General features: G+C 46.1%; 22 protein-coding genes. 7 read left to right on the top strand and 15 right to left on the bottom strand.

Going from position 1 to position 26,414, the window contains the following annotated elements; translation table 11 throughout:
* Positions 1 to 34 precede the first annotated feature (34 nt).
* A complete protein-coding gene (gene proS / locus GGU45_RS12625) occupies positions 35 to 1,510 on the bottom strand; it encodes a proline--tRNA ligase (RefSeq protein ID WP_435225230.1) in 1,476 nt (491 codons plus the stop codon).
* A gap of 326 nt (positions 1,511 to 1,836) precedes the next feature.
* On the opposite strand from proS, the gene GGU45_RS12620 reads away from it, so the two are divergent.
* Together GGU45_RS12620 and GGU45_RS12615 are read left to right on the top strand one after the other, a co-directional pair.
* Positions 1,837 to 2,913 carry a hypothetical protein gene (locus tag GGU45_RS12620; RefSeq protein ID WP_435225228.1) on the top strand — a complete coding sequence of 359 codons (1,077 nt, stop codon included), beginning with the start codon at positions 1,837 to 1,839 and terminating at the stop codon, positions 2,911 to 2,913.
* A 20-nt stretch (positions 2,914 to 2,933) separates the two neighbouring features.
* A complete protein-coding gene (locus tag GGU45_RS12615) occupies positions 2,934 to 4,451 on the top strand; it encodes an OmpP1/FadL family transporter (protein ID WP_435225226.1) in 1,518 nt (505 codons plus the stop codon).
* 52 nt (positions 4,452 to 4,503) lie between these two features.
* Here GGU45_RS12615 and mutL read toward each other — a convergent pair whose 3' ends face one another.
* Together mutL and GGU45_RS12605 are read right to left on the bottom strand one after the other, a co-directional pair.
* Positions 4,504 to 6,351: a DNA mismatch repair endonuclease MutL gene (gene mutL, locus GGU45_RS12610; protein WP_435225224.1), complete on the bottom strand. Its 1,848-nt coding sequence runs from the start codon at positions 6,349 to 6,351 to the stop codon at positions 4,504 to 4,506.
* Between the two features lie 127 nt (positions 6,352 to 6,478).
* Positions 6,479 to 7,009, bottom strand: a complete 531-nt coding sequence (locus GGU45_RS12605) for a Uma2 family endonuclease (RefSeq protein WP_435225222.1) — start codon at positions 7,007 to 7,009, stop codon at positions 6,479 to 6,481.
* A 122-nt stretch (positions 7,010 to 7,131) separates the two neighbouring features.
* Between GGU45_RS12605 and GGU45_RS12600 the strand changes: the two genes are divergently transcribed.
* Positions 7,132 to 8,106: a deoxyhypusine synthase family protein gene (locus GGU45_RS12600; RefSeq protein ID WP_435225220.1), complete on the top strand. Its 975-nt coding sequence runs from the start codon at positions 7,132 to 7,134 to the stop codon at positions 8,104 to 8,106.
* 134 nt (positions 8,107 to 8,240) lie between these two features.
* Here the strand turns inward: GGU45_RS12600 and GGU45_RS12595 are convergent, their stop codons facing one another.
* From GGU45_RS12595 to GGU45_RS12585, 3 genes are all read right to left on the bottom strand, one after another.
* The gene (locus tag GGU45_RS12595) at positions 8,241 to 8,789 is read right to left on the bottom strand and encodes a hypothetical protein (protein ID WP_435225218.1); all 549 of its coding nucleotides are present in this window, start codon (positions 8,787 to 8,789) and stop codon (positions 8,241 to 8,243) included.
* Positions 8,790 to 8,928: 139 nt separating this feature from the next.
* Positions 8,929 to 10,218, bottom strand: a complete 1,290-nt coding sequence (locus tag GGU45_RS12590; RefSeq protein WP_435225217.1) for a sugar MFS transporter — start codon at positions 10,216 to 10,218, stop codon at positions 8,929 to 8,931.
* 134 nt (positions 10,219 to 10,352) lie between these two features.
* On the bottom strand, positions 10,353 to 10,934 hold the full coding sequence (locus GGU45_RS12585) for a DUF6580 family putative transport protein (protein WP_435225215.1): 582 nt from the start codon (positions 10,932 to 10,934) through the stop codon (positions 10,353 to 10,355).
* A gap of 305 nt (positions 10,935 to 11,239) precedes the next feature.
* Between GGU45_RS12585 and GGU45_RS12580 the strand changes: the two genes are divergently transcribed.
* Positions 11,240 to 12,031, top strand: a complete 792-nt coding sequence (locus tag GGU45_RS12580; RefSeq protein ID WP_435225213.1) for a M12 family metallopeptidase — start codon at positions 11,240 to 11,242, stop codon at positions 12,029 to 12,031.
* Positions 12,032 to 12,125: 94 nt separating this feature from the next.
* Complete coding sequence (locus tag GGU45_RS12575) at positions 12,126 to 13,007, top strand: outer membrane beta-barrel protein (protein ID WP_435225211.1); 882 nt, start codon at positions 12,126 to 12,128, stop codon at positions 13,005 to 13,007.
* 16 nt (positions 13,008 to 13,023) lie between these two features.
* Here GGU45_RS12575 and GGU45_RS12570 read toward each other — a convergent pair whose 3' ends face one another.
* Positions 13,024 to 14,688: a C45 family autoproteolytic acyltransferase/hydrolase gene (locus tag GGU45_RS12570; protein WP_435225209.1), complete on the bottom strand. Its 1,665-nt coding sequence runs from the start codon at positions 14,686 to 14,688 to the stop codon at positions 13,024 to 13,026.
* Between the two features lie 189 nt (positions 14,689 to 14,877).
* The gene (locus GGU45_RS12565) at positions 14,878 to 15,105 is read right to left on the bottom strand and encodes a UPF0175 family protein (protein WP_435225207.1); all 228 of its coding nucleotides are present in this window, start codon (positions 15,103 to 15,105) and stop codon (positions 14,878 to 14,880) included.
* 147 nt (positions 15,106 to 15,252) lie between these two features.
* Between GGU45_RS12565 and GGU45_RS12560 the strand changes: the two genes are divergently transcribed.
* Both GGU45_RS12560 and GGU45_RS12555 read left to right on the top strand, forming a co-directional pair.
* On the top strand, positions 15,253 to 15,486 hold the full coding sequence (locus GGU45_RS12560) for a hypothetical protein (protein WP_435225205.1): 234 nt from the start codon (positions 15,253 to 15,255) through the stop codon (positions 15,484 to 15,486).
* Positions 15,476 to 15,796 carry a type II toxin-antitoxin system RelE/ParE family toxin gene (locus GGU45_RS12555; protein WP_435225203.1) on the top strand — a complete coding sequence of 107 codons (321 nt, stop codon included), beginning with the start codon at positions 15,476 to 15,478 and terminating at the stop codon, positions 15,794 to 15,796. Before GGU45_RS12560 ends, GGU45_RS12555 begins: the two co-directional genes overlap by 11 nt.
* Positions 15,797 to 15,815: 19 nt before the next feature.
* On the opposite strand, the gene GGU45_RS12550 is transcribed toward GGU45_RS12555, so the two are convergent.
* The 7 genes from GGU45_RS12550 to GGU45_RS12520 all read right to left on the bottom strand — a co-directional run bounded on the left by GGU45_RS12550 (position 15,816) and on the right by GGU45_RS12520 (position 26,396).
* Complete coding sequence (locus tag GGU45_RS12550) at positions 15,816 to 17,318, bottom strand: phytoene desaturase family protein (RefSeq protein WP_435225201.1); 1,503 nt, start codon at positions 17,316 to 17,318, stop codon at positions 15,816 to 15,818.
* A gap of 50 nt (positions 17,319 to 17,368) precedes the next feature.
* Positions 17,369 to 17,854, bottom strand: a complete 486-nt coding sequence (locus GGU45_RS12545; RefSeq protein ID WP_435225200.1) for a hypothetical protein — start codon at positions 17,852 to 17,854, stop codon at positions 17,369 to 17,371.
* 7 nt (positions 17,855 to 17,861) lie between these two features.
* A complete protein-coding gene (locus GGU45_RS12540) occupies positions 17,862 to 18,377 on the bottom strand; it encodes a hypothetical protein (RefSeq protein ID WP_435225198.1) in 516 nt (171 codons plus the stop codon).
* 560 nt (positions 18,378 to 18,937) lie between these two features.
* Positions 18,938 to 20,125, bottom strand: a complete 1,188-nt coding sequence (locus GGU45_RS12535; protein WP_435225196.1) for an ATP-binding protein — start codon at positions 20,123 to 20,125, stop codon at positions 18,938 to 18,940.
* Positions 20,126 to 20,215: 90 nt separating this feature from the next.
* A complete protein-coding gene (locus GGU45_RS12530) occupies positions 20,216 to 24,064 on the bottom strand; it encodes a 1-acyl-sn-glycerol-3-phosphate acyltransferase (RefSeq protein WP_435225194.1) in 3,849 nt (1,282 codons plus the stop codon).
* 338 nt (positions 24,065 to 24,402) lie between these two features.
* Complete coding sequence (locus tag GGU45_RS12525; RefSeq protein WP_435225192.1) at positions 24,403 to 25,608, bottom strand: DUF2062 domain-containing protein; 1,206 nt, start codon at positions 25,606 to 25,608, stop codon at positions 24,403 to 24,405.
* 266 nt (positions 25,609 to 25,874) lie between these two features.
* A complete protein-coding gene (locus tag GGU45_RS12520; protein WP_435225191.1) occupies positions 25,875 to 26,396 on the bottom strand; it encodes a hypothetical protein in 522 nt (173 codons plus the stop codon).
* Positions 26,397 to 26,414: the final 18 nt, after the last annotated feature.

Genomic DNA, 26,414 nt, shown 5'->3' with positions numbered 1-26,414 from the left:
GGTTCAACGTTGAACCTTAAACCTTAAACAAAAATTAATACGCTCTTGCAAACAGCACCCGCTCTTTTGACGGTTTTCCGGATAAGATGCAAATGCCTTCTTCCTGCGGGTTATTGAGAGGGATACAGCGGATGGTGGCCTTTGTTTTTTCCTTAATGGCGGCCTCAGTTTCGGCGGTACCATCCCAATGGGCGGAGACAAAACCTCCTTTTTCATCCAGCGTTTTTACAAAATCCTCCCAGGTATCTGCAGGCGTGGTTTTTTCTGTGGTAAAATTCCGGGCCCGCTGCAGCATTTCAAACTGTATTTTTATAAGCAGTCCGTCTACATATTGCGAAATACCGTCCAGGTTTACGGTTTCCTTTTCCCGTGTATCGCGCCTTGCTACCTCAATTTTATTTTGCTCAAGGTCGCGCGCACCCAGCACCAGTCGTACAGGCACTCCTTTCATCTCATACTCTGCAAATTTCCACCCGGGGCGGTTGTTGTCGTTGTCGTCATATTTTACCCGGAGCCCCTTGCTTTTCAGGTTTTCCATAATTTCGTTAGCCTTTGCATCGATTAGTGCTTTCTGATCGGCTCCTTTATAAATGGGGATGATGACCACCTGCAGGGGTGCAATCTTAGGCGGTAGTACCAGGCCTTCGTCATCGCTATGCGCCATAATGAGGGCACCCACCAGGCGGGTGCTTACGCCCCAGCTGGTAGCCCATACATATTCCAGCTGGTTTTCCTTATTCAGGAATTTTACATCAAAGGCCTTTGCAAAATTCTGCGCCAGGAAGTGGGAGGTACCGGCCTGCAACGCTTTTCCGTCCTGCATCAGTGCTTCAATACAATAAGTATCTTCAGCCCCGGCAAAGCGTTCACTGGCGGTTTTCACGCCTTTTATCACCGGAACAGCCATAAATTCCTCGGCAAACGTGGCATACACATCCAGCATTTTACGCGCTTCTTCTACCGCTTCGTCCTTTGTAGCGTGCGCGGTATGCCCTTCCTGCCACAGAAATTCAGCGGTGCGCAGAAACAAGCGGGTACGCATTTCCCAGCGTACCACGTTGGCCCACTGGTTTACCAGCAGGGGTAGGTCGCGGTAGGATTGGATCCAGTCTTTATAAGTGCTCCAGATAATGGTTTCGCTGGTAGGCCGTACGATCAGTTCTTCTTCCAGTTTTGCTTCCGGGTCTACAACCACGCCCTTGCCGTCCGGGTCATTTTTTAGCCGGTAGTGGGTCACTACGGCACATTCCTTGGCAAAGCCTTCCACATGCGCCGCCTCCTTGCTTAGGAAACTTTTGGGTATAAACAACGGAAAATAGGCGTTTACGTGCCCTGTATCCTTAAACATTTTGTCCAGCGCATCGCGCATGTGCTCCCAAAGGGTAAAGCCATAAGGTTTGATAACCATACAGCCCCGTACGGCAGAATAATCGGCCAAACCGCCTTTTATCACCAGGTCATTATACCATTGTGCATAATCTTCGGCCCTCGAAGTAACTTCTTTACTCATATAATGTTAATAGTTAATAAGTGATGGATGAGTGGAGGTAAATGAAGCCAGTTTCAGGTATTCCGGCGGCCTTTATCAGTATCACATTTCCACATTTCCATATTCCCGTATTTTCAAATTTTCGCCCTGTTGCGTTTTAAACCTTTTGTACGTTAAAACCGTTGTGAATTAACAACATATTATGCATCTTTTTTAATAAAAGAACGTCAATATTAACGTAACTTTATCAGCAATTGCAAATGTATATTTAAAAGGGTAACAATTAACTGCAATTGGTGATTAATTATAACAATCTGATTCATAAACTATTTAAATATCGCCAAAAAATGAACATCAGAACATTGATACTGCTGATTGGCTGCGCTTCCTTCATCGGAGGCTGTACCACGGCATACAAAACCGGCCAGACACCTGACGATGTTTACAATTCCCCTGCACCACCACAGGATGAATACGCCAACGTTAAGAAATCGGGTGAAAAGCGGTATCGCGACTACGAATCGTATGATGATGACGAGTATGCAGATTACGATGACCGTTATCTGCGCATGAAGGTACGCGACCGTTACCGGTGGTCGGATCTGGACGACTGGTACTATTATGGGAACCGTTACAATTTCAGCTATTATAACAACTGGAGTTACTGGAACGACCCATTTTACTGGAACAGCCCCTGGAGTCCGGTAAGCTATTGGAACATGTATTACAATCCCTATTATTCCGGCTGGTATGGCGGTATGGGTATGGGCTGGGGCGGCGGTTGGTATGACCCCTGGTACTCCGGTTACTATGGAGGCTGGGGTTACGGCTATGGTTTTGGCTGGGGCGGTGGCTGGTACGACCCCTGGTATACCGGCTGGTGGGGCAACCCGTATTATTATGGTTATGGCCCGGGGGTTATCGTAGGCTCAAGGGTAAATTACAGCCAGCGGCGCACCAATCTCAATACCTATAACCCCAATATACTGAACGGCAGCAGATCACCTCAAAGCAGGGCCACCTATACGGACCGTACAACAGCTGCAGACCGGAGATCGGGCATTACCCGTGAAAGCGGAGGCGGTACAACGGTGATCAGGAGGAGCACCGGCGACTACGGAACCTATGGAGTACGTTCTAACAACAGTGTGAACACCAATAGCTCCAATTCAAGTGTACAGGGGCGCGCCAGTGCCGCCAGGGAGCGCTATTCAGATAATAATTACAGCAACAGCAACCGGGCGTCTTCATCAACGGAGCGGTACTCGGCTCCAACCCGTTCCGAAAGCTACAGCCGGCCAAGCGTTGATACCCGCTCTTCCACGCCTTCCTATTCTCCGCCTGCATCCTCGGGTAGCAGCAGTAGCGGCGGCGGAGGTGGCGGCGGTCGTGGTACTTCGGGCGGAAGTGGCAGAAGATTTTAACCCATAAACTATTTAATCGAATGAAGAAAATAATTATCGCAGGCATGTTGATTGCTGTATCAGGCAGTTTGTTTGCCCAAACGCCGGAAGACGCATTGCGTTATTCCTGGTTATCCGCCTCAGGTACAGCCCGTGTTCAGGCATTGGGAGGGGCAAGCGGATCTCTGGGAGGTGAAATTTCCACCCTTTTTTCTAATCCTGGTAATCTGGGTTTTTATAAATCGGGAGACCTGGTGCTTTCCGGCGGCGTCAATATTAATAACAATAAAGCCAATTATTACGGTGAATCAAGCAGCGCCAGTAAATCGGCTGGTTTTTTTGGAACCTCGGGAGTGGTTTTTGGAAACCAGAGCCGGGGAAACCGCGCTATAAAGAGTTCGGCCTTTAGTATTGGTATCTCAAGGATTGCTGATTTTAATGGCAGCATCCAGTTTGGCGGGGTAAATACCAAGAGCTCCATGGCCGATATGTTTATACAGAATGTCAATGCCGATGGCGGCGATTTGAGAACCTACGATACCAAGCTGGCTTATGATGTAAACTGGATTGCCGATGATGTCAACGGCAACCTGTTTTCTTCTGCAAGCGCCCTGGCCCGGAACGGCGGCGTTATACAAACCGGAACCCTTAAAACCAACGGCGGTATTACAGAAGTGGCCATTGGCGGCGGGCTTAATTTGAATGATAATGTCTATTTCGGGGGGTCCGTAGGATTTCCGGCGCTGCGTTATGGGGCTACCCGTACGTTTGAAGAGTGGGATCCTGATAAAGACAACCATACCAATGAATTTGACGGGGCCTATTTTGACGATGACCTGGTTACCAAGGGTATGGGGGTTAATGTAAAACTGGGGGCCGTATTTGCGCCATCTCAAAATTTCCGGTTTGGCCTGGCAGTACATACACCCACCTGGTATAGCCTAACCGATCATTATGACGCGGAGGCGTACGCCAATACGGAAAATCTTCCCGAGAATAAGGGACAAAACGAAGCCTGGTCAAGACCGGATGAACCTTCCGTATATGATTATACCCTGCAAACCCCCTATAAATTGCTGGGTAGTTTTACCTATCTTTTTGGGGATGTAAATAATGTTTCCAGCCAGAAAGGGTTGGTTACTGCAGATGTGGAATATGTAAATCATATGGCTTCGAAGTTTAAGGCCTATGATGAAAATGGCATTGCCGATAAAAATTATTATCGTGGGTTGAATACAGCTATTGATAATGCTTACCAGGGTGCGGTAAATGCCCGGCTGGGTGCTGAATTAAAGTTCAATACCGTTATGGCCCGGGTTGGGGGCGCCTATTATGGTAATCCCTATAAAGATCTGGCAGGTGAAAAAGGGAATATTTACCAGGGTACGGCTGGCGTTGGTTACCGGAACCATGGTTTCTTCCTCGATCTTGGGTATATTTATACGGCAAAGGATGATGTATATTATCCATATCGCTTAGAAGATAAAAGTGCTTTTAGCCCCGCTACCATTAAGGCTACCGGCTCCAGGGTAGTGCTTACACTGGGCTTTAAGATTTAAATATTTCTTTTGATGATTTAGTTATTGACCCCCGGACTCATCCGGGGGTTTTTTATCTCCCAAACATTTTTTCGATCTGGTCTTGCTTAAACTCCAGGTAGGTGGGGTTTCCGTCCGGGGCAGTATTGAAAGGCTCACATTGAAAAAGGTCGGTTACCAGTTGCCGCAGTTCCCGCTCCGTTAAGCGGGTACCACTCTTCACCGCCCGTTGCCGGGCCAGCGAACGAATCAGTTTCTCCCGGTTAGATACCCGGATATCGCTGCTGAAATGTTTGTATTGCTCCAGGGTAAAATCGATCAGGTGTTTTTCATCGGTATTCTCAAGGTCGGCCGGGGTACCCTGCACCACAAAGCTGCTTTTACCAAAGGGCTCAATTTCGTATCCCAGTATTAACAGGTCGGGCAGCAGCTCGTTCAGCAGCACCGTATCTGCCGGAGATAATTCGAGGGTAACGGGAAACATCGTTTTCTGGATGGCTACGGGAGCGCCCGTGGCTGCCAACTGCATCTGGGTATACAATACCCGCTCATGCGCGGCCTGCTGGCTGATGAGCAGGAAGCTGGCTGTTGCCGGCATAATAATGTAGGTATTCAATACCTGGGTAAGTTCGGTATCACCGTCTATTTCAAAACGGTTTCTTTTATTTTGAATGACCAGGTTTTGTTGCTGTGTTGTTTTTTCATAGTCAAAAAGCGCGTCTTCCTTTGGCAGGGGGGCGTAAAACTCTTTCCAGCTTTTTAACTCCTGGCCCGATGGCTTATCTATAAAATGAGCCTGGTGCTTTTGTGTAAAGCCCTGGTACAGGGATGAGCCGGATGCCTGTTCCTGCCTGTCGATGGTAAAAGGCTGACTTACGGAAGGCAGTTGCTGAATGGCGGCGTCCAGTTCAAAATCGAGGGTAGGGGTAATACTAAACTGGGCCAGGGCATGTTTTACCGCGGCTTGTACAAAAGCATAAATAATCTTTTCATCCTCAAATTTGATCTCCTGTTTTGTGGGATGCACGTTCACATCTACCTGCGTAGGATCAAGATCAATAAATAGTACATACATCGGGAAACTGTCGGCAGGCAACAGCTCCTGGTAGGCATTCATTACGGCATGGTTCAGATACGCGCTTTTAATAAAGCGGTTGTTTACAAAGAAATACTGGTCGCCGCGGGTCTTTTTGGCGGTCTCCGGTTTGCCCGTAAACCCATGAATGTTCATATAGTCCGTTTGCTCTGTAACAGCAACCATTTTGGCATTATAGCTGTTGCCCAGCAATTGTACGATGCGCTGTTTCCGGCTTCCTGGTTCCAGGTGCATTAATTGCTGCCCATTGCTGGTAAGTGTAAACAGGATATCGGGGAAGGCCATGGTCACTCTTGTAAACTCTTCCACAATATGACGCATTTCGGCAGCATTGCTCTTCAGGAAGTTTCTCCTGGCGGGTACATTAAAAAACAGGTTTTTCATGGCAATGCTGGTACCATTGGGTGCGGCAACCGGCTCCTGGGTTACTACAGTGCTGTTGGCTACTTCAATATAGGTGCCGGTTTCATCTTCCGCCCGTTTTGTTTTTAACTCCACCTGTGCCACTGCTGCAATAGAAGCCAGCGCCTCGCCCCGGAACCCCATGGTATGAATATGAAAGAGGTCATCAATGTTGCGGATCTTGGAAGTAGCGTGCCGTTCAAAGCACATACGGGCATCGGTTTCGCTCATTCCGCTTCCGTTGTCAATAACCTGCAGCAGGGTTTTACCGGCATCCACTACAATCAGCTGCACAGAGGTAGCTCCTGCATCCACTGCGTTCTCCAATAATTCTTTTACGGCGCTGGCCGGACGTTGAATAACTTCACCCGCGGCGATCTGGTTAGCAATATTATCAGGTAATAAAAGGATCTTATCAGGCACGGTATCTTCTCTTTTGAACCGGTAAAGGTACGTTTTACAGCCTAAATCTTCCCGGGTGGGGATAAGGAAATTTCAACCGTTTTGATTCCCGGGCCCGTTGCCAATGAGGCATCGCACACGTAAAAGATCAGAAGGAGACTGTTTTGCGGAGCAATTTTGACTGAATCTTACCCTTTTTGCTTTCCTGCAAAACAAATTTCTTTCCATCAAAATAGTAGCTGATCACTTCCTTATCGGCAGGGTTCACGATAAAATACTCCCTGACCCCAAAGGTTTCGTAAAGTTGTTTCTTTAGCTGCAGATCGTGTTTTTTATTGCCGGACAATACTTCCACTACCAGGTCGGGAGCTCCTTTTACTTTTCCATCCCTGATGATTGAAAGATTTTCTTTTGCAATAAAAATGATGTCCGGCTGTACGGCATTATTATGGCCGAGGTACACATCCACCGGGGAAAAAACGCATTCCCCCAGATCGTTTTCGGAAATATAAACGCTCAGGTGTGTAAATAATGCGGCCAGTATTCGCTGGTGTTCAAAGGTTGGTGCGGGTGACATATAGAGAACATTATTGATAACCTCCGCCAGGGTACCTTCCGGGAGCATTTCATACACTTCCATGGCTGTTCTTGGCGGGGGCTGGTATTTTTTCTGTGTCATAGTAAGTCCCATAACAGCAAGTTACAAAATTAATCGGGTAACAACACGCATTCCTGTATTTTTGCCCCTCGCAATGTCTCACCTTATTGTGATCTGAAGGCGGAGTAAAAATTCAAAAAATTATGAGTAAAGGACCTGTTTCTCAATTTATTGAGCATCATTACAGACACTTTAATGCTGCCGCCCTGATGGATGCGGCCAAAGGCTATGTAACCCATCTTGAAGAAGGTGGAAAAATGATGATTACCCTTGCCGGGGCTATGAGCACTGCAGAACTCGGTATTTCGTTGGCTGAAATGATCCGTCAGGACAAAGTGCATATCATTTCCTGTACAGGAGCCAACCTGGAAGAAGACGTAATGAATCTTGTGGCCCATTCGCATTACAAGCGGGTGCCGAACTACCGGGACCTTACGCCGCAGGATGAGTGGGACTTGCTGGAAAACCACTACAACCGGGTAACGGATACCTGTATTCCGGAAGAGGAAGCCTTTCGCCGTTTACAGAAGCATCTTGTAAAACAATGGAAGGAGGCCGAAGAAAAAGGAGAGCGTTATTTTCCGCATGAATTCCTGTATAAAACCGTTTTAAGCGGGGAGCTGCAACAGTATTATGAAATAGATCCCAAGGACAGCTGGATTATTGCCGCTGCCGAAAAGAATATCCCGATTGTGGTGCCGGGATGGGAAGATAGCACTACCGGTAACATTTTTGCCAGCTATGTCATCAAAGGCGAACTAAAAGCCAGCACCGTAAAAAGTGGTATTGAGTATATGACCTGGCTGGCCGATTGGTACCGTCATAACAGCGGAGGTAAAGGCGTTGGCTTTTTCCAGATTGCCGGTGGCATTGCGGGTGATTTTCCGATATGCGTGGTGCCCATGATGTACCAGGATCTGGAGTGGCATGATGTTCCATTCTGGAGCTATTTCTGCCAGATCAGTGACAGTACAACCTCTTACGGCTCTTATTCCGGTGCGGTACCCAATGAAAAAATCACCTGGGGCAAACTGGACATTCATACCCCAAAATTCATCATCGAAAGCGATGCTACGATTGTGGCACCGCTGGTATTTGCCTGGATCCTGGGCTGGTAATTATGTGATAACAACATGTATGTAAAAAGGGCCCGCCAGGCCCTTTTTACATTTACAAGTAAAATAAGCGGCTCAAAAAATATATTGACGGGTATCCGGCAAATGTAGAGACCGCTTTTTCATGAAACGAACTACTATTTTGCGGCAAAACTGGCGGAAACGCCGGCGGAAGCTACCACCAGTACGCTGGATGTAAGTTGGTTAACGGCCCAGGTTACCTTATTGGAAGAAACGCCTTTTATGGTAAGATTGCCCGAAGCATCTGCCTGCAGCAGGTTGCAATAGGCATTTACAAAGGTGTTGAAAGCTACAAGGCCCCCGGCATAAGCATCTATAACGGCCTTCAGGTTTGCGGCGGCTGTACCATTGATTTTATAGCTTACGGAAATATTGGAGATCACGATATCGCTCCCATCGTAGCTCCAGTTGCCGGTAATAACGGCGCCAATACTGCTGCTGCTTCCGGCTCCGGATACAGCACTGTTGAGGTTCAGACTGAAATCATGGTTCGCGTGAAACGTAGCTACTGGTTTTTGATCGCTGGTGGCAGCAGTTGTGTTGGTTTGCTGCCAGGAGCTTGCCGTAAGTTTTTCTTCATTGGCAGATCCTGAATCATCATTTTTTTTGCTGCATGCAAAGAGCAGCACCGCCATAAAGGCGGGTAAGAGAAATTTCAAACGCATAAAACGAGGTTTAAATAGATAATAGATCACAATGTCGCTATGCGGGATGAAGAAAAAATGAAGACAAAAAAATCCTGTCAGGCTTGCCCTCCACCTTGGAAGAAAACCTGACAGGAAGTTCAAATTGTTACCCGCCCCTTTATTTCTTCAATCTGCCAAGGCCAACCTTGTGACCACTGATGGCAAAATACAAGATGTAGAGGTAGCAGGGCATAACCAAAATAAAATAAGAAAGCTGGAAATTAATTTGCAGATGATCCTTTAAAACGCCGTACAGGATCGGTAAAATGGCGCCCCCGGCAATACCCATAATCATGATGGCGGAACCGATTTTGGTAAATTTACCCAGGTGGCTGATGCCCAGGGGGAAAATAGCCGGCCACATCAGAGAATTGGCCAGGCCCAGGAGTGCAATAAAGACCACTGAAGTATAGCCCGAGCTGAAATAGGCAATAACAGAAAAAACCATACCCAGGATGGCGCAGATCCTGAGCGCGGCTTGCTGCGAAAGGACTTTGGGAATGGTAAAGATACCTATCACATAACCCACCAGCATTCCGCCCAAAGTAAGGGAAGTGAAATATTTAGCCTGGTCGGCATGAATACCCAGCTCTTTTCCATAAACGCCGATAATATCACCCGCCATCACTTCTGCGCCCACATATACGAAAATACAAAGGGCTCCGAGGAAAAGATGAGGAAACTGGAAGATGCTTTTATGATGAACCACTTCTCCGCTGGCTTCGTCCACTACATCCTCTTCGGGGTTTACTTCCGGCAGGTGTAAAAATTTAATCAATACAGCAAACAGGATAAATACAATGGCTAAAACAATATAAGGGGTATTTACCCGGCCCAGTACATCGTTCAAAAGCTGTTCCTTTTCGCTGCCGGTTGCTGCCGCAATTTTGGCTTCTGTTTCGGCAGCATTTTTTAAGAATACGGCACCCATGATAAAAGGTACAATCATACCCGCAAATTTGTTGCAGATACCGGCCATACTAATCCTTTTTGCAGCGCTTTCGATGGGGCCGATGATGGACAAGTAGGGGTTGGAGGCTGTTTGCAATAATGCCAGCGCAGCGCCCTGAACAAAAATGCCGGTAAGGAATAATTCAAAAGACCGGGATTTGGCGGCAGGAATGAAAATTAATGAGCCAAGCGCCAGCACCACCAACCCCAGTATCAGGCCGGTTTTAAAGCCGGTCTTTTTCAGGATCCAGGAGGAAGGAAGGGCCAGGACAAAGTACGCCATATAAGATGAAAAAGTTACCAGGAATGCCTGGATATCAGACAGGCCAAAAGACAGTTTAAAAAAAGGAATGAGCGTACCGTTCGCCCATGTTACAAAACCGAAAATAAAAAAGAGCCCGCAGATCGTAGCCAATGGAAGCAAGATATTTTGGGAATTGGAATTGGTTCCTGCCATTACAAATCGTTTAAAATGAATTAATAATTTTAAAAATAGGGAAATTATTGGAGCTAATTGCAATTGCTGCAACCGATTGCACATAAAAAAAGCATGAATGACAATTCATGCTTTCGTACTTTAGATTTTATATATCAGGCTTTTGAATACCGGAGAGCAGGAAGGCTTTTTTGAGCCAGGGCATAAAGGCCAAATAGAATACCACTGTAAAACAGGTCGCCACCAAAGGCGCCGGCAAACAGTTTGGTGCTTAACTCATTGTAAAAGGGAAGGGCGCGCAGATAAACGTACCCCAGTGACAAACCCGATTCATAATTAGGCGTTCCGGCAGCAAAAAAATTGCCCACCCATACACCAAAGTTGGACAGGATCCAGAAAATGGCAGATCCGCTCAGCGTATATCCCAGCACGCTTAATGCTTTTGGTTGCTTTAACGTTGTGCCCATCATGGTTACGAGGATCATTCCTCCATACACAAACAACTGAGATACCAGATAGGCTGTATAGTAGCCGGCATTATTAAATAAGAAGATGTCAGAAATAAAATAAGCGGCAAGCGGCACTAAATAAGCCTGCCATTTTTTATCAAAAGTGGCACCTCCAAATAAGGCAATGGCCATTAATGGAGTAAAGTTGTAGGGATGGGGAAGAAGACGGCTTAAAACGGCAACAATGATCATCAGCGTGATGATCCAGAATTTGTTTGTTAATTTCATAACCCGAAATGAAGTTTTATATACTGTAAAAGTAAAAAACTTTTGGGAAATGCTTCAAAAACCTGTTTATGATCGTTTTTACATAATTAAAAACGACAAATTCGCTTGTTGTTCAAAGTCGGCGCTGTATATTTATAGGGCCTTTGCAATATGAAGATCTTTAAGCTGTAACAGCAGTTTTTGAACATTTTATAGGAGAAAAAGCCGGGAAGTGCAGATTCTCCACGGTATAGGAAAACTGGCCCCTGCTGCTTGATCGCTTGATCCGTTTATGCACATTATTTACCAAATCAAATATCCCGGTTATGAAACATTTTAAAACAATTGCATTTTTGCTGTTAGTAAGCGGCGCTTTCACGGCTTGCCAGAAAACTGGCGTGAGTGAACAAAATACAGCGCAGCCGGAGACGGTTGCTGCCATTTCGCCCGAGTTCCAAAACCTGAAAGTGTGTACCGAGCTTTATCCAGAGGGGGTATCTCCGAGGGGGGCCACCATCAAAGTCAAACAATGGCCCAATGGAACTACCCTTAAGGTAAGCCTGAACGGCGGTACTGCGTTTGTAAGAAACAAGGTCATACAGTTTGCCAGACAATGGGAAACCTATGCTAATATAAAATTCAATTTTGTGACAAACGACCGGAAGGCCGCTATCCGGGTAACCTTTTCTCCCGGCGGCTCCTGGTCCTACATTGGCACCGATGCTTATGCCATAAAAGGGAGCAAGGCTACTATGAATTTCGGTTGGTTCAATAATTCTACCCCCGATGATGAATTCAGCCGTGTGGCCATTCATGAATTTGGCCATGCATTGGGTATGATTCATGAACATCAGCATCCGTTGGCTGATATTCCCTGGGATAAGCCCAGGGTTTACGAGTATTACAAGCAAACCCAAAACTGGAGTACCCAGCAGGTAGATGTCAACATCTTCCAGAAATATTCAACCACCGAAACAAACTATAGCGCTTACGATCAGGCATCAATTATGCACTACCCGGTAGAAGAAGAACTGACCATCGGCAATTTTTCTGTGGGCTGGAACACCGTGCTCTCCGGTACTGATAAAACATTTATCGGAACGATATATCCGAAATAACCATCGTAAAGATCATCAATGGTACCCGGCACTGCGATTATTGCCGGGCTTCTTTTTTAAAAGCACACAGAAAAACAGGTAATTTTATCTTTATATGTATTTCCAAAAGATTATTATACTGCTCCTGTTTTTGCTGTGTAGTACCGCTTTTTGTCTGAATGCCCAGGATAACGAGATCCACATTGCAACCGGCTACAGCGTTGCAAACCTGCATTGGTCCATAGCCGGCAATACCGATGGAAAGGATCCGGATATATTGTCGGAACTGGTATGGAGCCGGTTGCGGGGGCCGCTCTGGAGCCTGGGGGGGCGATATTATTTTGCAAAAAAATGGGGAGTGGAGCTCAGTGCCGGGTATCATGATATCAAAAAAGGTAGGGTAGTGGATAAAGACTATGCACAGGATGGCCGCGAGGGTAATTACTATAAGGAGCAATTCAACAGTCAGGGAAAAGACGCAACGGTTGATGCCATGCTGAACTATCATGTGGGAAACTTGTGGAGTTTTGAGATCCGCCCTTTTATCGGTTATACCCTTCAAAAACAGGAGGTATTAATGCTGGGCGACGAAGAAACAGAGCGTGACCTGCGCAGCTCTTATAAAACCACATGGATGGGGGCACAGGCGGGTGTAAATGCATCCAGAGCCTTTAACCGGCTGGACCTGCGCATTGATCTTTCGGGGGGATTGCTAAGGTATCGTGCGGCGGCTCTCTGGAACCTGATCGAAGAATTTGCGAAGCCGGTCAGTTTCCGGCATTATACCGAAGCCTACCAGGTAAAAGGGATGGCGGAGCTAGGTTACACACTGACCTCAAAAATAAGGATCATGGGCTATTACCGACTGGCACATTCCGATGCCTGGAAGGGAACCGACCGGGCATATTATACGGACGGCAGCAGTATTGATACCCGGCTGAACTGGGTAACCACTACAGGCAAAGCTTTTGGGGTTGGATTGGGATACCTGTTTTAATAAGGCGAAGCGGCGATCAGTTCTTTGATTTTTCCAGGGACTTTTTCAACATGGTTTCCGCATGCTCCCGCTCGCCGTGATTGGCAATTTCCAGCGTTAATGCCTTCTGGTAAAAAGCCGCCGCTCTTTTATATTCTTTATTTTTAAAGCAATAATCACCTGCAAGAATATAGCTGTTATAGAAGGCAGGATTATCGGCCACCAGGCTGTCGGGATTGATCTTTTTACCCTCCTCGATCGCAGCGCGGTAATGACGGAACTGTTCAAAACGTTTAAACTCCGGGGTGTAAATGAACGGGTCCGCCGGGATGGAGTACTGCGCCTCGTTGACCTCCCGGTTCTGTTTCATACCCTGCAAAGCAAATACTTTTTTAAGATCATAACATACATAGGGCCCCAACTGCCAGGGAGATGTGGAGACCCATACCAGTAGCTTCTGCGGCTCAAATACAATGGAATGGTGCGCAATAAACTGGTTCACGGCCTTTTCATTACCCAGGCCGATATCTGCATTGTTCATGCCCCTATAGTTGCGCAGGATATCAATGGTTTTTTGCACCGAGTTTTTACCGTTTTCCGTCAGCAGCTGGTTCAGCCGGTTGTAGCGGTATACCGAAGAGCTTTTCTCCCGCATTTCTTTATTGGGCTCCGAGTTCCAGAAAGCATTGCTCTGGAAATGATTGGTGCAAAGGATCTCGTTTTTATTGGGGTCGTAAACCGACAGCGAGTCCGGTGTTTTTTCAATGATCACCGCCTTGTTATCGGCTGCGGACCCTACCAGGAAGGATTCGGAAACAAACATTTTCCGCTTTTTGGCAATGGCAATGGCTTCGCTGATATTTTTTGCATACTGAACAATTTCGCGTGCCACCAGCGAAACAGGGGTGGCGGCTCCCGTAGGATAGCTGCTTTTGGCGGCATTAATGGTAACGGTAAGCCCTTGCTCATTCATGCCGGAAACCACGCCGATAAACCCGCCCCAGGTAACGCTCATGAATTTATGACCGGAGGAGGGGCTGACAAACGCAACGATCTTATTTTTTGCAAAATCATCACCTACATAAAAATCAAAATTGCGGCCAATGATCATCGTGCTGTCTGCAGATGCCGTGCCCCAGGTACCAAAGGAGGTACAGCCCACCAGGGCCAGGTTTTGCAGGGCATGACCAATATCGTGCGCCGAATGGTAATTGAGGATGCGCTGGTATTTATCGCCGATATAGCCGTAGTTATCGGAAGCCGACCGGGATACGCCATAGATCTCTTCCTTAAACTCTTCGGTTACATAATCCGGCAGTTTCCGGTTAAAAAAGCCGATAAAATATTTTAAAAAATGCTGGTAGAACTTTGAGGGCACCATTTTATTGATCTGAGCACTGAAATAGTCTTCCTGCAATTGTACCAGCTCCTTACTCAGTTTTCCGTTGATCACGCCCCGTTCAAAAGGAGCGCCTTCCACATACAATTCATACAAACCGGAATTGCTTTTCCGGAACCAGCTGTTGTTGATAGTGTATAAACCGGTATCCGGTTGTTGTCGTTGCAATTGCAGTGCCGCAGTATCTTTTATTTTAGGCTCAGGAATATCGGAAACCCATACGAGGTAGGCAAATAGTAAACCGAACAGCAAAACGATCACCGCCAGTACCCGTAATAATCTTCGTAAAAATCGTTTCTTCATCCCTGTATTCGATTACGGCGTATAAAATATTAACCCCAACTATTATTTATTCGTTTGCTGCCTTCAATGCCTGAAGCTCCACGTCCGGGGATAGGCGTACTGATAATATGCCCATAAACTTTGTGCAAAAGCTCCAATTCGCCAATATTGCTTAGAATAATGAAACAGCTGGTGTCCGAGATAATTGTCTTAAGCATTCGCTACATCTCTTGAAAGGTCCGGGGCGGGGAAGTTAAAAAGAGAAACATCATAACTGCCTAATAGTTCTGCAAAGGTCCTTTTTGTTAACCCCGCAAGTTCAGCAGCCTGCCCTAATGAAAGCTTCCCTGTTTCGTAAAGCCGGCTTGCAACCAGCATCGCAAGCTGCCGGTTATCTACGTCTACATTATCCGGTATACTGAGTGTCAAAACTTTCATATTGCAAATTTACTACTTTTATTGAGGCGTTTCTTATTTTCTCCATGGAGGGATGAGTGCTGGTTTAGAAAATAAATAATAGTGTTATATTTGTAGATGCTTTTGAATTGTTTCACATGAAGGCCTCAAATAAAATTATTTTCAGTTATGCGATTACAGATGATCCAGGACAGTAAAGGGAAAACTACTGGTGTATATATTCCTATTAACGAATGGAAAGAGCTCAAAAAGCAATACCGGGATCTGGAGTCTTTGGAATATGAAGCGCCGACTAAAGAAGAACTTATGCAAGAATTGAAAGAAGCGGTTCAGCAGCTTAAACTGGTAGAACAGGGAAAACTGAAAGGCCGTCCGGTGAAAAATTTGCTGGATGAGCTATAATATTGCGACCATCCCACTTTTTGACAAACAGGCAAAAAGGCTGGCCAAAAAATATCCTTCACTTAAAAGTGAGCTGATAAAGCTTCTGTCAACCCTTGAGGACGATCCCGAACAGGGAACTGCATTGGGTAATAATTTTTATAAGATCCGCTTAGCAATTGCATCTAAAGGAAAAGGTAAGTCTGGTGGAGCAAGGATCACTACCTATGTGAAAGTTACTACTACATCTGTTTATCTTACTTCCATTTACGATAAATCGCAAAAAAGCACGATCACTGATAAAGAGCTCGAACAGATTTTAAATTACTGACTTGATGCATTGCAGGGGTTTAAGCATTTCTTATTTTATTCACCAGGGTATTATCGTTCAGCAACAAGGTGCAGGTCAATACCGCGGAAAGCGAAGTTCCTAAAATTCCGTGCAAATTGAGACTTTGTCCTGTTAAAAACAGGTTGGGGGTCTTGGTACGCGGACTGATCACTGTTTGCAAAGGATTTTTATAATCTTTTTGTATGCCATACATCGAACCGTCTTCCAACCCGATATAATCCCGGTTGGTGAGCGGGGTAGCGGCATAGCTGTGTTGGATGTTGGCTACAATGTCCGGGAACCGCTCCTGAACCAGCGTCAGCAATTTTTCTGTTTTTTGCTTTTTAAAATTTTCATAATCCGCTCCGCGTTCTGCTTCCTTTCCCACCCGGTTATAGGTATCGCTCCATTGTTCCACGTCCCGGAACCACATAGGGGTGAGGATGGAAACGGTAGCGGCATACCGGGGATCTTTCCGCTCCGGCGTAAAATAGAGCCCATAGCCCAGTGGCCAGCTGGCTTCCGTGTAGTCATTCATGTGCCATAAACACCTCTCTTTATGAAAATAGTAATTGTGGTTTTTGTACGGAACGGAATGGGGTTTTAAAACAAGATGGAGGGAGAAGGAAGATACCGTATTGGGCAGTCCGGTGATCCGTTTGCGATATACATTTTTTAAAAGGGATGAATCTGTCATGTTTAACGTGGCGGCCGGGTTGACATTGGAAATGAAGTACCGGGCGGAAATTGTTCTCCCGTTTTCCGTTTCAATATGGGAAATGACCCCGCCGGTTTCCACGATCTTTTTTACTTCGCAATTTCGGACGATGGTTCCGCCCTGTTTTTTTATTTCAGCGGCCAGCAGTTTTGCGATCTGTGAACCGCCATCCACGCATTTCCAGCTGCTTTCGATATAGCTGTTCACGATCAGCGCATGTACGTGAAACGGCGTTTTTCCGGCCACACCCGAATAGAGCAGGTTATTGCCGGCCAGTACTGCCTGTAATTTTTTGTTGGGGGTAATGGATGCGATAGTTTCCTCGGCACTCAGTCCCAGTACTTCATCTTTGGCTGAGGCATCATCGGTGGTTAAATGATAGAGAGGGAACTTGCTGCATACTTCTTTTATTTTCTCACAATAACGGATAACGGCTTCCTCTTCCTCCGGGAAAGCTGCTGCAAGGTTGCTGATAAAGGCATCATAGCCCTGGCTTTGCATATATACCTCCGGATCATTTTCCAGCAGGATATGATCAAAGGAAGCCTCCATTTTTTTGAGCCGAAGGCCGTCCATAATACCCGCGTATTTAAACACCTGGTAAAGGTTCTGTCCTTTGCCCAGTCCGCCAATATAATGCACCCCGGTATCAAAGAGCTGCTTGTTGCGGGCGAAGGTTTGCAGGTTGCCGCCCAGCTGTTTGTTCTTTTCCACTACACAAACCCGCAGCCCTTCCTTACCCAGGATGCTGCCGCATAAAAGGCCGCCAAGGCCGCTTCCGATGATGATGACGTCAAATTGCACTTGAAAAATATCTTAATAATATGCCCTGGAAGAATGAATAGCTTTGCCAATTAACGGATAGATAGGTGCTTGAACTCGTGAGTATTGCTTATCTCCTGGCAAACCAGGAACTCGCTTTTTATGTCAATGTCGTACAAATGACAAAAGTGATTAATCACGCGCTCCAGGTGCCGCAGGCTTTTAGCCAGATGCTTTTCAAAAATCAGAAAAGCCTTTTGCTCTTTTAAATTATCATCTTTTTCATTTACCAGATATCGACTGCGTCGCGATAAGGATTGCAGTGCCATATAAGATATGTATATATCCTGTGGCAATTTGGCTGGTGAATAAGTTGCAAAATTTATGGCATGATTCACATCAGAATGTTTGCGGTATTGCAGTTCAAATCTGCTTAAATGAGCATTCACAAAATGCAAAGCCGTATAAAAGCAAACGGTTACCTGCCAGTCATAACAATCTTTAACGGTATTATTAATACCTCCAAGAAAAGAAAGGTTACGTTTTGCCTGCAAAATATGTTCATCAAAAGTAGCCAACCGGGTATTACTTGAGTCGTTGATAATGATTGGGAACGGATAAATGATCTGATGTCTCAACAATCGTTGTCTCCATATCGAATCCGTAGTTGTGGTATTTTGCGTTAATTTTTGCCTCTGTAACCAATAATACCTCTTCCATTTTGTTGTTATTGTCCTCAATTTCTGCCCAAACCAAAACTTCTGAATCATTATAGTTGACAGCCAGTTTTGAAGGTAAATCGGCACCAAGTGCTTTAAGGTAATCGATCAGAATGCTTTTGACAAAATGCATTTGAGCCAGCAGTTTACTGTGGTAGTTGATATCGTGCTCGGTACCATTTACCAAGATATCATAGGTGTCTTTTATTTCCTTTGAAGCAGTATTCGTCTCTAACATTAATTGGTGTGAACGTAACGCCGCAACAGTTTCCTCAAACCATTTCCCTAAATGAGTTTCTTCAGTTTTTAGCGTTGATGATTGCATAACAAAAAGCGTTTTATTAAAAAACCGGTGTGCAAAGGTATAAATTATTATTTCCAAATTAACGATTTTTAGTAAATGCACCAAAAACAATAGTGCCAACCAATAGTCTGTTAACCATCTTTTTCATTTTTAAGCAGTTAGCTTAATCTTGTTTATTGCTTGCGAACAGCAACCTTTAACGAAAAAAAGATAAGACATAGTTCCTGATTTCTTTTCGTTGTTCGTCATTGGCATCGTTGTCCATTTCATTAGCCTATCCCGGAACCGGTATAAAAGGCTTGATGAGGCGATAAGTAAAACAGGCCGCCCCTCCGGGGCTGTAGAAAGTGCCGGTGCATGTATGTTACCATTATATCGCCCCCATGGGGCTAACAACAGACGGTATTTTAAGTTTCCCATATTTGTATAATAACAAAGTACCGGTTGAAGGGGATACATGAAGCCAGTACCCGATACATGTTTGCTACTTCCCGGAGCGTTGAGGGCGCGAATAAATCTGAAGTCCGTCTCTAAATGAACCATAAAAATTTAATATTTGATTTTAAATTTTCATGGTTATATTTCCATATTGTCAGGAAATATTTTTGGCTGCGGAATCCTTGCTGTTGGTGAGTTTTTTATTTTTGTGCATTGTGATAAGCTAATAGTTCTTTCATCAAGTCTGGTAAAGGGATTGCAATGATGTTGTGGCCTAATGGAAATTGATCCTTGCCGGCATAAACCACAAACCGTTTATCTGCCTTAATATCATCACAGGCCATATAAAAGCCTTTGGACAGTTTGGGTACGGAGTTGCGCTTGATTTCGATGGCCCATTTTTCTTTTCCTGAAAACTCCAGTATCAGATCGATCTCTGCCCCGGCGGAAGTGCGGTAATAGTAAGGCTGTACATTGGAGGGGGCCACAGATAAAAGGTTCTCAACAACAAAACCTTCCCAGCTTGCTCCAACTACCGGGTGCCCCAGGAGGTCGTTGTGTTGGGATATGTTCAGGAGCGCATGTGTAATACCGCTGTCCCTGACGATAATTTTGGGTGCACGTACCAGCCGTTTGCCTATATTAAACGTCCAGGGTTGTAATCTTCGTACCAGCAAAAGATCCACCATAAGGTCCAGGTAACGTCCAATAGTGACACTTGAAACCTCCAGGTTCCGTGCTAACTGTGAGGCGTTCAGTATGCCTGATTGATTATGTGCCAGCATTGTCCAGAAGCGTTCTAATGTTTGTGCAGGAATGCGGGGCCCTAATTGCGGAATATCCCGTTCGAGGTATGTTCTTATAAAATCGCGCCGCCAGTGAAGACTGTCGCTGTCAGAGCTGGCGAGGAGGCCTTCCGGGAACCCGCCCCGTAGCCACAAGCGGTTTAATAATTGTGGATCATCCCCGGCATATTCCAGCACATCAATGCCATGTAATTCTGTATAGGCGATCCTGCCGGCCAGTGATTCGCCGGATTGTCGCAGGAGATCGAGCGATGCAGAGCCAAGGAACAGGAACAATCCCGTTTTATTGCCTTTTCTTCTTTCCCTGTCTATGATACCCCTGAGTTGGGTAAAGATTTCAGGTGTACGCTGAACCTCATCTAAAATGATCAGTTTGTCCGTATTTGCAGCGTAAAAAGCTGCCACATCTTTTATCTTTTCAAGACCCAGCGGATCTTCCAGGTCCAGGTAAATGGCAGGTGTTGATGCTGTTACATCCAGCGCAAGCGTAGTTTTCCCCACCTGGCGGGGGCCCATAAGCGCTACAGAGGCACTGCGCTTTAAAATTTTTGGAAGCTCTGTTTCCAGTCTGCGTTTAATCATCCTTGCAAATTTAATATTTAATGTTAAATTTGCAAGGATGATTGGTGTTTTTTAGAACAAAATTTCCTTAATTTACTGATAAACAATTTATTACATGCTTTTCGTTTTTCTCAGCGCCCAAATTACATTAGAAGTATACTTTGTATGATCGATCCGCTCAAAAGAAAGCCCGTATTTGTTTGCCAGGTCCCTGATCATTTGCCCGGAAAGGAAATGCAGCCGGTTCACCGTTTTATTAAAGGAAAACACCCTGGTGGAAAAGAATTCGGTTAGTTTGGTGCCTTTATGCTTTTCCTTCAGGTCCTTATCTCCATCGCGGATCACCAGGATGCCGCCCGGTAATAAGCTGTGAATGGCTTTTTCAATAACGGCCACCTGTTGCTCCGGTTGCAGGTAATGCAGCACATCACTGATCACAATGCCATCATACTGGTCAAAAACAAATTGACTGATATCTGCATGTATAAAATGCACATCTTCCGTTCTGCTAAAGCAGTGATGGGCGGTTTCGATCTTTTCTTCATCATAATCCACACCGGTGATTCTGCGCTTTTCCTGGCTGCTCCAGTACAGGATATAACACATGAACCCGTAACCACAACCCAGGTCCAGGATGCGGCCTTCCAGGGGCATCAGCTCATGAAAGGGTTGGTAATAATTTTCCAGCCGCAGCTTTATTTTTAAATACCATTCCAGCACGGGGCCTTTATAAATGTAGTTGAAGAACAAGTGCTCCTTAAAATATTTGGGTTGTTCCAACTCTTTTGTGAGTTGGGTATGCTGCTCTTTAAAATATTTTGAAACGGATTTAGTGCGCTCCTGGTAGTTGGTGCCCCAATTGGGATCGTCTGCCTTGATCCTGGGCAGGTATTGTGCCGTTATGGGCCCATTCTTTAAGAGGTAATCACCCTTGGTCATGGTATAGCCCAGGCCATGTAATAATACCGGTACGATATCCAGCTGCAATTTTTCCGCCAGGTAAAACGCTCCTTTATGGAAACGTTTCATGGGCGGCCGGGTGCTGCGGGTACCCTCTGGAAATACAACGATCGAATACCCTTTGTCGGTAAGCGTCTTCAGCAGCGAAACACTATTTTCGATGCCGTTGGCAACGGGGTAAAAATCGGCCATGCGGATAGCCCAGCCAAATACCGGTGACTTCCACACCCATTGGTTGGTTAACAGGACCAGTCGTGGATTCAGCATGGCCATTTTTAAAATATCCAGGAATGACTGGTGGTTGGCGATCACCACTGCCGGTGTTTTAAAAGTTTCCTGCAGGGGGTTATTGATTTTTTTACGAAAATTGCCCATGATGTACAAGACCGACATACAGAATTTGGACAGCAGTACATGATAGATGTATTTCCCTTTTTCTTTGTTGAAAGGATTGAGTTTAATCAACACGAATCCTACCAATGTTAACAAAAGGCTGGTAGATGCAAAATAGACAAATGAGAAGGAAGACCGGTGCCAGCTCCAAAGGGTCCAGGGGTGGAATTGTTTTTTTATCCTGCTTTTTATAAAAAGGTTAAACAGGAAGGGGATTAATATCTGCGACATCAGCACCACGCAAACGATACCGGTTACGGATATAAAGGCAATGGACCGCAGGGCCGGATGTTTGGCAAAGACCAGCACGCCCAGCCCGGCAACGGTGGTGATGGCGGAGATCAGGATCGATGATTTATAGGACCCCAGCAATTTTCTTCCGGTTTTGTATTCCGATAGCAGCCCGTCCATTACAAACAAACTGTAATCATCACCCAGTCCGAAGATAAGGGTAGATACAATGATGTTGACGATATTGAATTTGATGCCCGCGATTCCCATAATACCCAGGATCCATACCCAGCTGATGAGCATGGGGATAAAGGCCATCAGCATCAGCTCCAGCCTTCCAAAGGTGAGGAACAATACCACGGCTACCAGGATGGAAACGATCCAGGCGATGCGGTTAAAATCCTGGTTTACCATCTGGGTTAAGCGGCTGGTAAGGTATTGGCGGTCCAGTATGGTAGCATCATTGCCGATTTTCAGGCTGTCTACAATGGTTTGCCGGAAGGCTTGCGGAACCTTGAGTACCGTAACCACGGAAGCCCGGCCGGGTGTTTCGGTAATATAATCGTCCAGGTAGCTTTTGCGGATACCCGAAAGCTGTGCAGGATCCAGGGGTTCAAAGGAAGTAGTAAGCAATTGTTCAAAATTCTGAAAGGCATCGGCTTTAAAACCCAATGCGGTTCCCTGGGTCTTAATGTTGGATAGCAGCTGCGCCTTTTTATCTGCTGTCCAGTAAGCGTTCCATCGGGCAATACGCGCGCGTTGCAGGGAGTCGGACATAAACAGGGAGGATACCCCTCCGGCACTACTGATCTTTCCTTCGGTACGGAGGCGGTCAATATCCGGTTGCAGGCGCTCGCTTTTTAAGAGGGCTTCATCCAGGCTGCGGCCTTCGGTAACAACGTATACAGACTTTAACGCCGCTCCGCTGATCCGGTTCAGCTGCTGTTCGGCCTGCTTTAGTTCGCCCGACGTATAATTCAGCTGCATCATGTCCGGCTCAAACTGCACTTTGCCGGCAAAGAAGGCAAATACAATGGTCAGTAGAAAGATCAGTCCGACCAGCCATTTGTTCGACTCTAAACGGATGGCGGCTACGCGGTCGATGCCGGAATGCTTTTGCACAGGACCTGCTGCCGACCGGCCAATAAAATGCGGCAAAAAGATCAGGGAGCACAAAACCGCGCCGATCAGGCTTAACCCCGCAAACAATCCCAGGTCTTTCAACATATCCGAAGTGGCAAACTGCAGCGTCAGGAAGCCGGCAATGGTGGTAAAGCTGCCGATGGTCAGCGGGAATGAAAGGTCTTTGATCACCTGGCGCATATCTCCGGTATGGCGGTAATGATTAAAAACGTGCAGGGAATAGTTAATCACGATGCCCAGCACGATGGAGCCGGTTCCTAATGCAATAATGGAGATACTGCCTTTGATCAGTGCGATAAAGCCCAGCGCAAATGCCGCCCCGTAAACCACGGGTACCAGGATCAGCACCGGTGCCCGCTTCTTTTTGAAGTAGATGCTGATAAAAAATACAAGGAACAGGATGGTAATGGTCAGGGTAAGCTGTGTATCTTTTTTTAGCTGCGCGGCGTTCCCTTCGGAAACAAGCGCACCGCCAAAATATAGCGTCCTGATCTGCGGATGGGTTTTCCCGATCGAGTCGATGCTCCGGTTCAGCGCCTCGAACAGCAGCTTGTTCTTACCGGTATTGCCCGCGGTAAAATTGGGCGTAATGAACAGCAGCAGGGTCTTTTGATCTTTGGTAATGATATGACTGTCGTACAATTCAAAATTATCATCCACCTGCAGTTCCTGCAGTTTTTTTAATGCGATGAAGGAGATGCCGCTGGGATCTTTGGTGATCACTTCACTAATGGCAAAACTGCCGGGGCTGCTCAGTAATTTTATGTCATTCTCCAGCGTGGTTTTTAAAACAGCAGGCTGTACCAGCGTATCGATCTTTACATAATCTTTTTCTGAAAGGAACACGGGAAGATGTTCCTGGATGGTCTGGAAGAGTTCCAGGGTAAAATCATCTTCTACACGGTAACGCAGGTTCTTTATATAGGGGGCGGCGGACTGTTCCAGTGAGGCACCTAATGCATCGGCATAAACCACCAGACTATCGGGTGCTGTTTGTGCAGTGTCCTTTAGGGAGACCATTACGGCCAGCTTGTCGGCAAATTTTGAGTTCCCGAAAACTTCTGCAACTTTTTCGGTCTTTTTATCCTTTGGAATGATGGCATAAACGTCTTCAATAAACCGGATGCGGCCGGCCAGCAGCAGGAACAAACCAAGCGTAGCTGCAAAAAGAATATACAACAGCGGTTTGCGTGTAAGAAAATACTGATATATTGTAAGAAAGATTTTCTGCATATCTAACCGGCAAAGATAATTGAAGAAGGGTCAATCCGGGCTTCTCCGGCTGATTTTCAAGAGTAGGGGAATTTCATGCCATGACGCAAAGGGGTGGAGATCGCAAAGGTGGTTGATATTGAATTTTAGCTTGCGCTTTTTTTGCATTTTCCTTTTTGTAATTAATTGCAGGATGTCATGGATGGGATGATAGCTCGTTTTAAAGTATATGCATTTCAGAAGCAATCAAAAATCCTCCATATATTAAGGAACAAGCTGGCAGGAAAGATGCGGTTTCTCAAGATTTATTACACCGTTGCGAGAAGTCCGGCCACGAAAAATCGGCAACCATTGCATCCTTACTCCTTTGCATCCTTGCGGGAAATCTTTAACACCAAAAACGCAATCACCCAGAAAAGAACGGCTGCCACAACTGCCAGCGTAATGCTTCCGTAAAGGTATTGTTCCAGGTTTTGACCCATATACTTTAAAGTGAGTTGTTTGTTGAAGGAGATGTCCACTGCGCGGCTCCCCATCCAGGGTTTTCCCATTTTATAGCTGAGAAAAATGATCAGCGGGATCATGGGCGGGATGCTGATATTGGCAGCGAGGATAAAAAGCGCCTTGTTCAGCCGCATCCAATGTGCCAGTGGAATGCCCACCAGCAGCTGGAATCCCCAGATGGGTACAATGCCCATAAAGGCTCCAAAGGCCATGGAGTTGGCCTTGGCAACGGTTGATTCACCAGGATTCCGGAGCAGCAGCTTCAGTTCCTGTTTCCAGTTTTTTTTTGTAAACCGCCGGAAAAAATCCCGGGGTTTTATGTATAAGAAGGTGATCAGCACCAGCACGGTATTTAGTACACTGATGCGACTAAAATCCTTAAAAGGCCTGAAATGGGTAATGCGTTCCTCTTTGGGAGGGTAATAAACGGTGATGGGTACTGAGTGCACCGGTACCCCGGCCCATGCCAGCCGTACGATCACTTCAATTTCCAGTTCATATTTACGGGTGTACAGCTTCATCCGGCTAATGGGATCCAGCGGGTATAACCGGTAGCCGGTCTGGGTATCCGGACAGTCAATGTCTGTTTCTACCTTAAACCAGAAATTGGAAAATTTATGTCCGAAACTGCTCTTGCCCGGCACGTTGTCGGCTGTTTCCATATTCCGGCTACCCATGATCAATGCCGGTCCGGCTGCTTCCAGCTGATTAAGAAATAACGGCAGGTCTTTTGCAAAATGCTGTCCGTCTGAGTCGATGGTAATGGCATATCTGTACCCCATTTCAACGGCTCGTTTAAACCCGGCGCGCAGGGCCATTCCTTTTCCCCTGTTAGGCGAATAGGATACGACTGTTATCTGTGGAAATTTTTCCAGGATCCCAGGCGTCGCATCTGTGGAGCCGTCATTGATCACGATCACTTGCATGGTATATTGGAGCACATCGGTGATCACCTGCTCAATGCTGGTGGCATTGTTATAAGTGGGGATCATAACACATGCTCCTAACGTGGAAAAGCGTTCTGAAATATCAGCAGGTATGATTGATTGATCCAGTTTCACAAGGGGGCAAAAGTAAAACTTCTATTGTATTTCAGTAGCTAATAAATTCTGGTAGTTGTATTTTTTATACGCGCTGATCATGTTTTTTTCCCGGGTTATTTCAAACAGTTCATTCTTTATCTCTATCCGCAGCCAATATTCCGGCTCCGTGTGTGAAAAAGAACTCAGCTTGAGCAGCAAATCTGTATTTCGCCGGCGTTCTCCCGTCAGATACTTATGCAAACCCCGCTTTAAAGAGTACCGGCGGGAGGATAAGCTGATCCTCCTTAAAAGCTATAACGCGCAGCCAGACCAAAGGTATGCGCATGAAAAGTACCAAAGCCGGAAGGGGCCGCAATGTGCAGTACCGGCCGGAAATCCGCCGAAAGATTCAATGGGGCATTGCTAAACTGGTAGTCTGCACCTCCGGTTGCAAAGATGCCCGCACCAAAACCATCGTAGGCGCTTGCTTTTGAAAAGGAATTGAATACCAGCAATCCGCCGCCCAGGAACCATTTGAGTCCCTCAACGGCATCGATCTTAAAGTGATGCTGGTAGGCACCGGAAAGGCTGACGCCCGTAGTGTTCCAATACCGGTAGTTGCTGGTGGAGTACCGGTTTCTTCTGCCAAAACCGGCATTGAGCTCAATAGCCCCCGGCTCCGAAATATAAAATTTATAAGAAGCAGCAAGGGTGGCATAATCCACATGAGAGCTGATCCGTAAGCCGATAGCTTTTCTGCCTTTCTCCTGGGCGTGAAGGGAAGTTGCTACTGCAAATGCTGTAAGGAAGAGGACGAGTTGCTTCATTTAAAGCGGGGTTTAGAA

This window comes from Niabella hirudinis (assembly GCF_051201075.1).
GTDB lineage: Bacteria > Bacteroidota > Bacteroidia > Chitinophagales > Chitinophagaceae > Niabella > Niabella hirudinis.
Note: the sequence above shows the minus strand (reverse complement) of the source record. Positions and strands in the feature narration are given on the sequence as shown.

Bases quoted from the DNA above. Each gene is read 5' to 3' on its own strand.
- proS (WP_435225230.1), bottom strand. From the start codon at position 1,510: ATGAGTAAAGAAGTTACTTCGAGGGCCGAAGATTATGCACAATGGTAT.
- GGU45_RS12620 (WP_435225228.1), top strand. From the start codon at position 1,837: ATGAACATCAGAACATTGATACTGCTGATTGGCTGCGCTTCCTTCATC.
- GGU45_RS12615 (WP_435225226.1), top strand. From the start codon at position 2,934: ATGAAGAAAATAATTATCGCAGGCATGTTGATTGCTGTATCAGGCAGT.
- GGU45_RS12605 (WP_435225222.1), bottom strand. From the start codon at position 7,009: ATGACACAGAAAAAATACCAGCCCCCGCCAAGAACAGCCATGGAAGTG.
- GGU45_RS12600 (WP_435225220.1), top strand. From the start codon at position 7,132: ATGAGTAAAGGACCTGTTTCTCAATTTATTGAGCATCATTACAGACAC.
- GGU45_RS12595 (WP_435225218.1), bottom strand. From the start codon at position 8,789: ATGCGTTTGAAATTTCTCTTACCCGCCTTTATGGCGGTGCTGCTCTTT.
- GGU45_RS12590 (WP_435225217.1), bottom strand. From the start codon at position 10,218: ATGGCAGGAACCAATTCCAATTCCCAAAATATCTTGCTTCCATTGGCT.
- GGU45_RS12585 (WP_435225215.1), bottom strand. From the start codon at position 10,934: ATGAAATTAACAAACAAATTCTGGATCATCACGCTGATGATCATTGTT.
- GGU45_RS12580 (WP_435225213.1), top strand. From the start codon at position 11,240: ATGAAACATTTTAAAACAATTGCATTTTTGCTGTTAGTAAGCGGCGCT.
- GGU45_RS12575 (WP_435225211.1), top strand. From the start codon at position 12,126: ATGTATTTCCAAAAGATTATTATACTGCTCCTGTTTTTGCTGTGTAGT.
- GGU45_RS12570 (WP_435225209.1), bottom strand. From the start codon at position 14,688: ATGAAGAAACGATTTTTACGAAGATTATTACGGGTACTGGCGGTGATC.
- GGU45_RS12565 (WP_435225207.1), bottom strand. From the start codon at position 15,105: ATGAAAGTTTTGACACTCAGTATACCGGATAATGTAGACGTAGATAAC.
- GGU45_RS12560 (WP_435225205.1), top strand. From the start codon at position 15,253: ATGCGATTACAGATGATCCAGGACAGTAAAGGGAAAACTACTGGTGTA.
- GGU45_RS12555 (WP_435225203.1), top strand. From the start codon at position 15,476: ATGAGCTATAATATTGCGACCATCCCACTTTTTGACAAACAGGCAAAA.
- GGU45_RS12535 (WP_435225196.1), bottom strand. From the start codon at position 20,125: ATGATTAAACGCAGACTGGAAACAGAGCTTCCAAAAATTTTAAAGCGC.
- GGU45_RS12530 (WP_435225194.1), bottom strand. From the start codon at position 24,064: ATGCAGAAAATCTTTCTTACAATATATCAGTATTTTCTTACACGCAAA.
- GGU45_RS12520 (WP_435225191.1), bottom strand. From the start codon at position 26,396: ATGAAGCAACTCGTCCTCTTCCTTACAGCATTTGCAGTAGCAACTTCC.